This is a genomic window from Duganella sp. CY15W, from assembly GCF_009857555.1.
In the GTDB taxonomy this organism is placed as follows: domain Bacteria; phylum Pseudomonadota; class Gammaproteobacteria; order Burkholderiales; family Burkholderiaceae_D; genus Rugamonas; species Rugamonas sacchari.
This window is the reverse complement of sequence record NZ_WWCQ01000002.1, coordinates 676,426-689,620: the sequence shown is the minus strand read 5'-3', so window position 1 is coordinate 689,620 and position 13,195 is coordinate 676,426. Positions and strand designations below refer to the sequence as shown.

At 65.0% G+C, this 13,195-nt stretch carries 1 protein-coding gene; it reads left to right on the top strand.

Going from position 1 to position 13,195, the window contains the following annotated elements; all coding sequences use genetic code 11:
* Window positions 1-28: 28 nt before the first annotated feature.
* A complete protein-coding gene (locus GTP58_RS12590) occupies window positions 29-13,105 on the top strand; it encodes an Ig-like domain-containing protein (protein WP_161077756.1) in 13,077 nt (4,358 codons plus the stop codon).
* The last annotated feature ends 90 nt before the right edge of the window (window positions 13,106-13,195 follow it).

Sequence of the window (13,195 nt, the reverse complement as noted above, 5' to 3'; positions counted from 1 at the left end):
ATCGGCCTGAATGATGCGGAGAAGCAAGATGAGGGACCAGAACCGTACGTACCACTCAGTATTATTCATCGATGCGGGCGTCGCTGACGCGGCCGCATTGGCTGCCGGTGTGGCCGATGATGTACTTGTGGTTAAACTGGTTTCATGGCGCGATGGCGTGGAGCAGATCGCCACCGTGTTGCGCCAGCACACAGGCCTCGATAGCATCCAGATTGTTTCCCATGGCGCTGCCGGTCAGCTGCAACTGGGGAAATCCGTACTGGATAGCGCCCACCTGGAGGCGTATCACGACGCCCTGCTGGAATGGGGCGGCGCGCTGCGCGCGGGCGGCGATCTGCTGCTGTATGGCTGCGACGTTGCCGCAGGCGACAGCGGGCTGGCGTTTATCGACGGCCTGGCGCAGGCCACCAGTGCCGACGTGGCCGCTTCCACCGACATCACCGGCAGCAGCCTGCTGGGCGCCAACTGGACGCTTGAGCGCAGCACCGGCAGCATCGAGACGGCCAGCGCATTGAACCCGCAGGCGGAGCTCGACTATGCCCACACGCTGGGCCTGGTGAATGGCGGCAGCAACGGCACCATCACGTTCAGCACCAATGCCAATGTCACGCTGCTCAACACCACTGGCCTGGCGGCGGGCGCGGTGGTACATAGCGATAACATCCTCGGCCTCGGGCTGGATCTGTACACGCAAAGCAGCAATGGCGGTGGCGTCTCGGTGGTCAACGTCAATGGCACCAATGTGATTGGCATACCGCTCAGCGATGACCGCCTGGTGGTCAACGGTTCGCTGCTGTCGCCCGTGAGTTATGTGGACCTGCGCGCCAACAGCGGCGTGTTTGACGTCCTCAGCATCAATCTGGGCAGCGGCAGCCTGGTGGGCAACCTGCTCGGCACCGTGATCTTTACCGTGTATGCGCTGGATGCCAATTACCAGCCGACTGGCGTTGGCGTTTCGCTGACCAGTTTGCTCATCAATGAATACGGCTTGCTGAACTTTGCCTCGATGGCGAATTTCAAGGGCATCTACGGCATCCGCATCGTGAACCCGCTGGGCTTTGAGGTGGATATTGACGATATCGCCATCGCCAATGCGCGCGCCGCCAACAGCATCAGTTCCGCTTCCTACAGCGCCGACACCGGCGTGCTGACGCTGGCGGCGGTGGGCATCCGCGCCGGCGACGCCATCGACCCGAGCAAGCTGACCATCACTGGCGCCAATGGCCAGACCTACACGCTGACTTCGCCCGTGGTGAGCGCCTCCAGCACCACCGCCGCATCGATTACGCTGAATGCGGCCGACAAGCTGGCGATTAACGGCCTGCTGAATAACAACGGCACTGCCAGCGTGGATGGCACCAGTTTCAACATTGCGGCGGCCGCCAACTGGGACAGCAATCTCAGTAACGGCATTGACATGACCGGCAATGCCATCACGGTCAACAACGTGCAGCTGCCGACGATTACCTCGGCTAGCTACAACGCCGCCACCCATGTGCTGACGGTCACGGGCAATAACCTGGTCGGCATCACGGGCGCGGCCAACGACGTCACCGTGGCCAAGCTGACGTTCAAGGGCGAGGGCGGCGTCACGCGCACGCTGAGCACCACCGGCAATGTGGATGTGACCAGCGCGACCTCGTTCGCCGTCACGCTGTCCGGCGCCGATATCGCTGCAGTGGAGGCGCTGCTCAACAAGAACGGTACTGCCTCGGCGGGCGGCACGACGTATGTGCTGTCGGCCGGCGATGACTGGAACAGCGTGATCGGCAATGCCAACACGGCGGTCACCGGCGTCGGCATCGCGGTCACCAACACCAGCAACAGTCCGCCCACCATCACCGGCGCCGTGGCAGGCGCGGTCAACGACAATGCCACCCTCAGCCCGTTCAGCAATGTGACGGTGGCCGATGTCAACGGCGATAACGTCAGCATGACCATCAGCTTCAATGGCGCCAACGGCACCCTGAGCGGTACGGGACTGAGCGGCAGCAATGGCAGTTACACGCTGAGCGCCACCACGCCCGCCGCGCTGACCGCGCAGCTGAAGGCGCTGGTGTTTACGCCGACCGCCAACCAGGCGGCGGTTGGCGTGGGCATCTCTACCACCTTTACCATCACCGCTACCGACAGCAATGGGGCAGCAAGTGCGGCCAATACCTCCACGGTGGTCACGGCGACGTCGGTTAATGATGCACCGACGCTGGGCGGCACGGCTGCATCGCAGGCGGTGACGGCGGGCGGCACGCTGCATCCGTTCGCCAGTGTCACGCTGACCGACCCGGATGTGGGGGCGCAGGTCATCGTTACCATCACGCCGGATAGCGCTGCCAAGGGCGCATTCACGGCCAGCTCGCTGAGCGCTTCCGGTTTCGTGACCACGGACGGCGGCGTGACGTACACGCTGTCCTCAGTGGCGCCCAGCGCCGCACAGGCCGCGTTGCAGGCGCTGGTGTTCAAGAGCACCACCGGCATGAACGCCACCACGACGTTTACGGTGGCCATCAACGACGGCAGCGTCATCGTCAGCAACAATGCCACCACGGTGGTCTCGGCGACGCCAAGCAGCACCACGGCGCTGTCGGTCGCCTTCTCGGCCGACACCGGCATCAGCAACACCGACCTGATTACCAAGACAGCCGCGCAGACCATCAGCGGCACCCTGAGCGCAGGACTGGGCAGCACCGAGTCGGTGCAGGTATCGCTGGACAACGGCGCCACCTGGACCACCGCCACGGCCAGTACGGGCAGCACCACCTGGCAGCTCGCCGGCCAGACGCTGACCGGCTCCGGCACCTTGCAGGTGCGTGTGACCAATCCCGGCGGCAGCAGCACGCCATTGAGCGCAAGCTATGTGCTGGATACCACCGCGCCAACCAACACCTCGGCGTCGGTCTCGTTCTCCGCCGATACCGGCGCCAGCTCCACCGACCTGATTACGAAAACAGCAGCCCAGACCATCAGCGGTATCCTGAGCAGCGGGCTGGCATCGGGCGAACACGTGGAAGTCTCGCTCAACAACGGCAGCACCTGGGTCACGGCCAGCAGCAGCACCGGCAGCACGGCCTGGACGCTGGCGGGCCAGACGCTCAGCGGCAGCAATACGTTGCAGGTGCGCGTGGTGGATGCGGCGGGCAACCTCGGCGCCGCCAGCAGCTCGGCATATGTGCTGGACACCACCGGGCCAACCGCCTCGCTGAGTTCCAATGTCAGTGTGCTGAAGAGCGGCGAGAGTGCGCTGATTACGCTGACCTTCAGCGAAACGCCCAGCGGCTTGAGCCTGGCCAGCCTGAGCGCCGTTGGCGGCACGCTGGCCAACCTGGTGGCCACGGCCAATCCCAATGTCTACACGGTGGAGTTCACGCCGAACAGTGGCTTGAGCGGCTTGCTGGGCAGCGTATCGCTGGCGGCCAACAGCTATATCGACCTGGCCGGCAATAATGGCGCTGGTGCGTCATCGGCCGCCATTTCCATCAACACGCTGGGACCGGGCGTGGTGATTACCAGCGATGCGGCCACGCTGAAAACCGGCCAGACCGCCACCATCACCTTTACCTTCAGCAGTCCGCCGACCGGCTTTGCCTCGGATGATATCGTGGTCAGCGGCGGTACGCTGGGCAGCCTGACCAATGTGGGCGGCGGCGTGTACACGGCAGTGTTCACGCCGGGCGCCAACGTCAGCGCCAACGCGTCGATTACCGTCACGGGCGGCAGTTACACCGACAGCTTCGGCAACCAGGGCGGCGGCGGCGCCACGCCGGTGGTGCTGGTCGATACCCGCGCGCCAACGCTGGCCATCACCAGCAACCTGTCGGCGGTCCACATCGGCGATACGGCCACCATCACCTTTACCTTCAGCGAGACGCCGCTGGGCTTCACGGCCGGCGATGTCGCGGTCAGCGGCGGCACCCTGAGCGGCTTTACGGTCACCGCCAATCCGCTGGTGTACACAGCGGTGTTCACGCCAGATGCCAATGTGGCCAGCGGCGCCGCCAGCGTCACCGTGGCCAGCGGTTCCTACACCGACCTGATCGGCAACAGCGGCACGGCCGGCACCTCGCCGTCGGTCAGCATCGATACGCTGGCGCCAACCACCACCGGCGCCAGCGTGGTGTTCTCTGCCGATACGGGCAGCAGCAGTACCGACCTGATTACCAAAACCGCTGCGCAGAATATCAGCGGTACGCTGAGCGCCGCACTGGTCTCGGGCGAAGTGGTGCAGGTATCGCTGGACAATGGCGCGACCTGGATCAATGCCACCGCCAGCGCGGGCTCCAGCAGCTGGTCGCTGAGCGGCCGCACGCTGACCGGCAGCGACACCTTGCAGGTGCGCGTCAATGACGCCGCCGGCAACCATGGCGCCGCCTACAGCGCGGCCTATGTGCTGGACACCACGCCGCCATCGGTGGCGGTGAGCAGCGACCTGGCGGTGCTGCGCGCCGGCCAGACGGCGACGCTGACCTTCACCTTCACCGAGGCGCCCAGCAATTTCAGCGCATCGTCGGTGGCGGTCAGTGGCGGCACCTTGGGCAGCATCACGGCGACCGCGAATCCGCTGGTGTACACGGCAGTCTTCACACCCAGCGCCGGGCAGTCCGGCGTGACCGCCACCGCGCAGGTCATCGCCAACGGTTACACGGATACGGCAGGTAACAATGGCCAGGCCAGTGCGACGGTGCCAATCACCATCAACACCACGCTGCCGTCCTTGCTCATCACCAGCAACGATGTGGCGCTCAAGTCGGGCGAGGCAGCGACGCTGACCTTCACCTTCAGCACACCGCCGACCGGCTTCACGGCGGCGGACATCAGCTACAGCAACGGCACGCTGAGCGGCTTTGCGGCTACCGCGAACCCGCTGGTCTACACGGCGGTATTCACGCCGAATGCCAACCTGGCTACCGGCGTGGCCAACATCAGCGTGGGCGCGGGGACTTACACCGATGCCTTCGGCAATAGCGGCGGTGGCGCCAATGGACCGGTCATCAACATCGATACGCTGGCGCCCACCGTTGCCATCACCAGCAACGTCGCTGCGGTGAAGGCAGGGGAAACGGCGACCGTGACCTTCACCTTCAGCGAACTGCCGGTGGACTTTACCGCCGGCGACGTCGTTACCACGGGCGGCACGCTGAGCGGATTGATGGTGACGGCCAACCCGCTGGTGTACACGGCGGTGTTTACGCCGACCGCAGGCATCCAGGGCACCTCGGCCAGCATCACCATCGCCAGCGGCGCGTTTACCGATACGGCGGGCAATGCGGCCAGCGCAGCGCTGACGCCGCCCATCAGCATCGATACATTGCCGCCGGCCGCAGTCGCCAACACGGTGGTGTTCTCGGTCGACAATGGCAGCAGCGCGACTGACCTGATTACCAATGCCAGCGGCCAGACCATCAGCGGCACGCTGGCGGCCCCGCTGGGAACGGGCGAGTATGTGGAAGTCTCGCTGGACAATGGCGCCACGTGGACCACGGCGACGGGCGCCGGCAGCGCGTGGAGCCTCACCGGTCAGACGCTGACAGCCAGCGATACGCTGAAAGTGCGTGTCAGCGACGCCGCAGGCAATCATGGCACCTCGTACTCGGTCAACTATGTGCTGGACACCACGCCGCCCACGGTCAGCATCAGCAGCAGCGCCAGTGCGGTCAAGGCCGGCGAGACGGCCACCATCACCTTTACTTTCAGCGAGGCAGTCGATGGCTTCAGCCTGAGCGACATTACGGCCGGCAGCGGGGCGCTCAGCAACCTGGTGCAGACCTCCAATCCGCTGGTCTACACCGCAGTCTACACACCGAACGCCGGCGTCAACGGCGCCAATGACAGCGTCGCGGTCACGGCTGGCAGCTATACCGACAAAGCTGGCAATGCCGGTATCGGCGCGGCATCGCCGGCGATTGCGGTAGACACGGTGGCGCCGACCACGACCGGGGCCAGCGTGGTGTTCTCCAGCGATAGCGGTGCGGCTGGTGATCTGGTCACCAATGTCGCCGCACAAAACCTGAGCGGCACGCTGAGCGCGAATCTGCAGGGCGGCGAGGTGGTGGAGATTTCGCTCAATAATGGCAGCACCTGGGTGACCGCCACCAGCAACACCGGCAGCAATGCCTGGTCGCTGGCGGGACAGACCATCACCACCGGCGCGGGCCACAACGTGCAGGTGCGCGTCAGCGACGCCGCCGGCAATCACGGTACGGCTTATACGGCCGCCTACACGCTGGACCAGACGCCGCCTACGCTGGCCATCAGCTCCAGCAAGCTAGTACTCAACAGCGCCGATACGCCGCTGATCACGTTCACTTTCAGCGAAGCGCCCGTGGGCTTTGGCGCCGGCAGCATCACGGTCAGCGGCGGGACGCTGAGCGGCTTTACGGCCACCGCCAATCCGCTGGTATACACCGCTGTCTTCACGCCGACTGCAGGCCAGGCCTCGGGTGTCGGTGCGATTTCGGTGGCGTCAGGTACATATACTGACCTGGCCGGGAATAATGGCCAGGCTGCGGCCGTACCAACCATCAGCTACGCCACGGTGGCGCCAGGGGTGGCCATCCTCAGCGATGTCACGGCCCTCAAGGCCGGGGATACCGCCAACATCAGTTTCAAATTCAGTACCGCGCCGGTCGGTTTCGTGCTGGGCGATGTGAGCGTCAATGGCGGCACGCTGAGCGGCTTTACCGCCACCGCCGATCCGCTGGTGTACACGGCGGTGTTCACGGCCAATGCCGGTGTCGCCAACGGCACGGGCAATATCAGCATTGCCAGCGGCACCTTCAGCGATAGCCTCGGCAATCTCGGCGTGGGCGGTGTGATGAGCGCCATCAGTGTCGATACGCTGGCGCCAACCTTGAACATCAGCAGCAGCGCCGCTTCACTGAACAGCACAGGCACGGCGGTCATCACCTTTACGTTCAGCGAGACGCCGGCGCAGTTCACGCTGGGTGACATCAGTGCCACCAACGGCACGATCAGCAATCTGGTGCAGACGGCCAATCCGCTGGTGTACACGGCAGTCTTCACGCCGGCTGCCAATGTGGCCAGCGCCAATGCAGTGGTCAGCGTGGCCAACGGCGCGTATGCGGACATCGCCGGCAATGCGGGCAGTTCCAGTTCGTCGTCGCCAATCAGCATCGACACGCTGGCGCCGGGACTGGTCGGCAGCACCGTGCTGTTCTCAGCGGATACGGGCAGCAGCAGCACCGACCTGATTACCAATGTGGCAGCGCAAACCATCGCCGGTACGCTGGGCGGCGGTGTGCTGAGCCTGGGCGATATCGTCGAGGTCTCGCTCAACAACGGCACCACCTGGACCACCGCCAATGCTACGGCAGGCGGCAACTCCTGGGCGCTGACCGGACAGACGCTGACCAGCACCGGCACGGTGCAAGTGCGCGTCAGCGACAGCAATGGCAACCACGGCACGGTCAGCACCTTCAACTACCTGCTGGACAACACGCCACCGACCGTCAACATCACCAGCGACACCAGCACGCTCAAGATTGGCCAGAGCGCCACCATTACCTTCACGTTCAGCGAGCAGCCAGCCGGCTTTACGCTGGGCGATCTGATCGCCACGGGCGGCGCGCTGAGCGGCTTCACCGCCACCGCCAACCCGCTGGTGTACACGGTGGTGCTGACGCCGACGGCTGGCCTCACCGGCAATGCGAGCGTCACGCTGGGGAACAATCTGTACACCGACACCGCCGGTAATAACGGCAGCGGCGGCAGCTCGCCTGCCATCAGCGTTGATACGCAGGCGCCCACGCTAGCCATCACCAGCAGCGCCAGTGCGCTCAAGATCGGCGATACCGCCACCATTACCTTCACCTTCAGCGATGCGCCTGCCGGCTTCACGCTGGGGAATATCAGCGCCACCAACGGCACGCTGAGCGGACTGACCGCCACCAGCGATCCGCTGGTGTACACCGCCACCTATACGCCGAATGCGGGCGTCGCCGCCGCCAATGGCGTCATCAGCGTGGCCGGCAGCGTCTATACGGATGCTGCCGGCAATGTCGGGTCCAATGTGGCCGGTGCACCGATCTCGATTGATACGCTGGCGCCCACCACCAGCGGCGCCTCGGTCAGCTTCTCGGCGGATAACGGTGTCAGTAACAGCGATCTGATTACCAATGCCGCAGCGCAGATCATCAGCGGCACGCTCAGTGCGCCGCTGATGGCGGGCGAACAGGTGCAGGTCTCGCTGGATAACGGCGTCACCTGGCTGAATGCCCTGGCCACGGGGCCTAGTGCCTGGGCGTTGACACCGCAATCGCTGACCGGCAGTGGCACCTTGCAGGTGCGCGTTGCCGATAATGCGGGCAATACCGGGCCTGCGTTCTCGGCCGCCTATGTGCTGGACCTGGTGGCGCCGACCATGACCGTCACCAGCAGCGCCACGGCACTCAAGGCGGGCGATTCCGCCACGCTGACTTTTACGTTCAGCGAAGCGCCGGTCGGCTTTACCTTGAGCGACCTGGTGCCGCTCAACGGCACGCTGAGCGGCTTTACCGCAGTGAGCGCGTCGGTGTTCACGGTGGTGCTGACGCCAGCGGCCGGCCTGTCCGGTGGTACGTCCGGCGTGACGCTGGCGCCAGGCATGTACATGGATGCCGCCGGTAACAACGGCGGGGCGGCGGCTTCGCCGTTGATCTCGGTCGATACCAGTCCGCCATCGCTGAATATCACCAGCAGCAGCACCAATCTGCGGATAGGCGAATCGGCCACCATCACCTTCACCTTCAACGAGCTGCCGGTCGGCTTCACGCTGGGCGACATCAGCGTCAGCGGCGGTACGCTGAGCGGCTTTGGCCAGACCGCCAATCCGCTGGTGTACACCGCCTTATTCACACCGACCGCCGGCGTGTCCTCCGGCAGCGGCACGGTGTCGGTCGGCGCGGGCAGTTTCCTCGATGCCGCTGGCAATGCCGGCGTGGTGGCGGCCACGCCGACCATCAACTACAGCACCATGGCGCCAGGCACCACGGGCGCTTCGGTCATTTTCTCCAACGATAACGGCATCAGCAACGCCGATCTGATTACCAGCAATCCTCTGCAATCCGTGAGCGGCACGCTGACCGCCAGCCTGCAGACCGGCGAAAGCGTCGAAGTCTCGCTGGACAATGGCGCTACCTGGGTGCCCGCAACTTCCGCTATCGGCAGCACGGCATGGGCGCTGCCGACACCGGTGATTCTGACGGCCAGCAATGTGCTGCAAGTGCGCGTGACGGACGGCGCGGGCAACCATGGCCCGGCCAGTTCGTCGGCCTATGTGCTGGATATGACGCCACCCGGCGTCAGCATTTCCTCCAACGTCGTCAACGTCAAGGCGGGCGATACGGGCACGCTCACGATTACCTTTACCGAAGCGCCGCATGGCTTTACTGCGGGCGATCTGACCGTCGCCGGCATCAGTGTGACGGGTCTGGCCGCCACTGCCAATCCGCTGGTGTACACGGCCTCGTTCACGCCGCTGGCCAATTACAACGGCCCGGCCACGGTGGCGATCGGCGCCACCAGTTATACCGATGCGGCCGGCAATCCCGGTGCGGGCAGCGGTGTGGTGACGGTGGCGAATGTCGATGCGCAGCCGCCTTCGGTCGTCATCAGCAGCAGCGCAGCGTCACTGAAGGCGGGCGAGACGGCGCTGATTACGTTCACCTTCAGCGAGACGCCGCAGGGCTTTGCCGTCGGCGATATCACGGCGGTGGGCGGAACCTTGAGCGGCTTTGGCGCGACGGCCAACCCGCTGGTGTACACCGCGCTGTTCACGCCGACACCGGGTGTCAACGCTGGCACGGCGAGCATCAGTGTGGCGCCGAACGTGTACAGCGACCTCGCTGGCAACCTTGGCCTGGGTGGCGCGTCGGCGGGCATCAGCATGGATACGCTGGCGCCGTTCTCCGCTTCCGTCGGCCGGCCGCTGTTCTCCAACGATACCGGCAGCAGCAATACCGACCTGGTGACCTCGAATCCTTCGCAGGTGGTGAGCGGCGTGCTGTCGGCAGCGCTGGGGGCCGGGGAAATGGTGCAGGTGTCGTTTGACAATGGCGTCACCTGGGATGTCGCCACCGTGACCGGCACCAGCTGGAGCCTGGCGCACATGCTGACCGCCAGCGGTGTGATGCGCGTGCGCGTGGCGGATACCGCCGGCAACCACAGCGCCGAAACCATCACGCCCTATGCGCTGGACCAGTCGGTGCCTACGGTGACGATCAGCAGCGACGTCGCCACTGCCAATAATGTAACGCCGGCCGTGATCACCTTCACCTTCTCCGAAGCGCCGGTGGGCTTCAGTGCCAGCGACATCAGTGTCACTGGCGGTACGCTTGGTCCGCTGACCGCCACCAGCAATCCGCTGGTGTACACGGCGACCTTTACGCCGAATTCCGGGGTGGCAGCCGGCAACGCCACCATCTCGGTCGGTGGCGCTTACCAGGATGCCGCCGGCAATGCGGGGGCGGCCGGCGCCATTCCCGCACTGCAGATCGATACGCTGGCGCCGTCCGCCACTGCCGGTGGAGTGCAGTTCTCGGCCGATAGCGGCACCGGCGGCGATCTGATTACCAACCAGCCGGTGCAAACCTTGAGCGGTAACCTGAGCGCACCATTGGCGGCCGGCGATGTGGTGCAGATTTCGCTCGACAATGGCGTCAGCTGGCAGAATCTCAGCATCGCAGTGGGGGCCAGCAGCTGGACCAGCAACCAGACGCTGTCCGGCAGCAGCACGCTGATCGTGCGCGTGATCGACGCCGCCGGCAATTTCAGCACCGCCTATGCGGCGCCCTACACGGTCGATACAGTGGACCCGACGGTGGCGCTGGCCAGCAATCTCGCCACAGTGGCGCAAGGCCAGAGCGCAGTCATTACGCTGACGCTGAGCGACCCGGCGGCACTGACGCTGGCGGATCTGATTGTGGTGGGCGGCACGGTGACCAGCTTCACCGGTAGCGGCACCAGCTATCAGGTGGTGATTACGCCGCCGCCCAACAGCACGGTGCCGTTGACGGTGGCGGTCAACACGGGTGTCGTCACGGACGCCGCCGGCAACGTGAATTCTGCATTCACCTTCCTGCTGGTACCGGTGGATACCAACACGCCGGAGGTGCCCGGCACGCCGTCCACCGTGGATGGGGTGGTGATTCATACGCTGGATGGCACTGATCCGGTCAGTGGCCTGCCGACGCGTACCGTCACGGTGCCGATCATCACGTCCAGCCGTCCCGAAGACACCACCACCAGCCACGCCAATCTGGCCGACATTCCGATCGGACTGGCGCCCAATGGCCAGAACCCCGGCACCACGCTGGTGGTCAGCGTGCCAATCGGAGTGGGCTTTGAAGCGCAAGGCCCATCGGTGCTGCTCAGCGGCGGTGCAGCGCTGACGGACCTGATTGGCCGTATCGATGACCACACCGCTGCCGGCCAGGCGACGCGCGCGGCCATGGAATCCCAGGCGCAGCAGTTCCTCAATAGCCTGGACCCTGCCGTGCAATTGCAGCATGCGACGCTGACCATGAACGCCACCGCGGCGGCCGCCGACGCGGTACTGATGATTACCGGCGGCGACGCGGTGACCAGCGGCGGCGCCCACGCCCTGCATAGCGCAGCGCCAGCCGCAGCGGCGGCAGACAACACGGCGATTGCGCTGGTGGTCGATGCGCGCGCGCTGCCGCAGGGCATAGGCCTGCAGCTGGATGATGTGGATTTTGCCGCCATCATCGGCGCTGCCAATGTACAGGGCGGGGCCGGCAAGAACTTCTTCATCGGTGATGGCGAGGCGCAGCGCATCGTGCTGTCGGCAGGCGTCGACAACGACACCCTGTATGGCAATGGCGGCAATGACATCCTGGCCACCGCTGCCGGCAACGACTATCTCGATGGCGGCGACGGCGATGACGTGCTGGCCGGCGGCAAGGGCAACGATACGCTGGTGGGCGGCGCCGGCAACGATGTGCTGCAAGGCGGCCGTAGCGATGCTGGCCAGTGGCACTTCTTCCTCAAGGATGGCAAGGTGGTAGGTCAGCATCAGATGGCGATAACCGGCGCCACGCAAGTGGAGACGGTGACTGCGGCGGAACTGAACGGCGGCGTCGCGCTGCTGCACTTCGCGAATGCCGATGCGGCGCGGCTGGAGACCTTGTCGCTGCTGTATCACGCGGCCTTCCATCGCGAACCGGACCTGGTGGGCTTGAACTTCTGGCTTACCCATCCGGAACTCAGCACGCAGCAACTGGCGGAAGGCTTCCTGATGCCGGTCGAAGCGCAGCAAAACCTGAATGCGCTGAACAATCACGATTACGTGGCGCGCCTGCTGGAAAACGCGCTGGGCGCCAAGCCCGCCGAAGCGGCGCTGGCGCCGTGGCTGTCCCGCCTGGACGAGGCGCCGGGCGATACCAGCGTGCGCGCCAGTGTGCTGGCCGATATTGCCCTGAGCAGCGATCACCGCGCCGCATGGCTCAGCAATGACGGCATGGCGCTGGGCAGCCAGTTGCTGACGCAGGAGCAGGGCTGGATCGCCAATTCCGGCGACGACCGGCTGACTGGCGGCGCCGGCTCCGACCGGCTGGTGGGGGGCGACGGCATCGATACGGTGGTCTACAGCGGTGCGGCGGCCAACTACTCGCTGTCGCTGACCAGCGGCGGCGAGGTGACGATCGGCGAGCAGGATGGCGGGCAGGACACCATCCTGCAAATCGAACGAGGCGAATTCAATGGCACCACGCTGGACCTGGGCTTCACCCAGATCGGCGCTGCCACGCTGCAGGAAATCGGCATGTTGTACCACCTGACCCTGGGCCGTGCCGGTGACTTCGTCGGCTTCCAGTTCTGGGCCGCCGGTGGTTTGCATGGCAGTGCGCTGGCCAACGGTTTTGTACAGTCGCCGGAATTCGTGCAGCGCTTCGGCGCGATGGACGACAACACCTTTATCACACTGCTGTACCAGAACACCGTGCACCAGGCTCCGGGCGCCAACGTGCTGGCGCAATGGGACGCTTACCTGGACAACCATAGCCGTGCCGACCTGGTGGCCTTGCTGGCCAACGACGTCACGCTGGTCGGCAGCCAGTTCGGCGCCAATGGCTTGAGTTTGATCGGTAGCTTGTAGATTGCCATTCTGGCGCAAGCGAAAACTGTTTTGCTGGAGGAGGAACTGCACCAACGCGAAAAAATGAAGGCATAATCGGCGCGTAGTTTC

Excerpts from the sequence above, each read along its gene's own strand:
- GTP58_RS12590 (WP_161077756.1), top strand. The coding sequence starts at position 29 with ATGAGGGACCAGAACCGTACGTACCACTCAGTATTATTCATCGATGCG.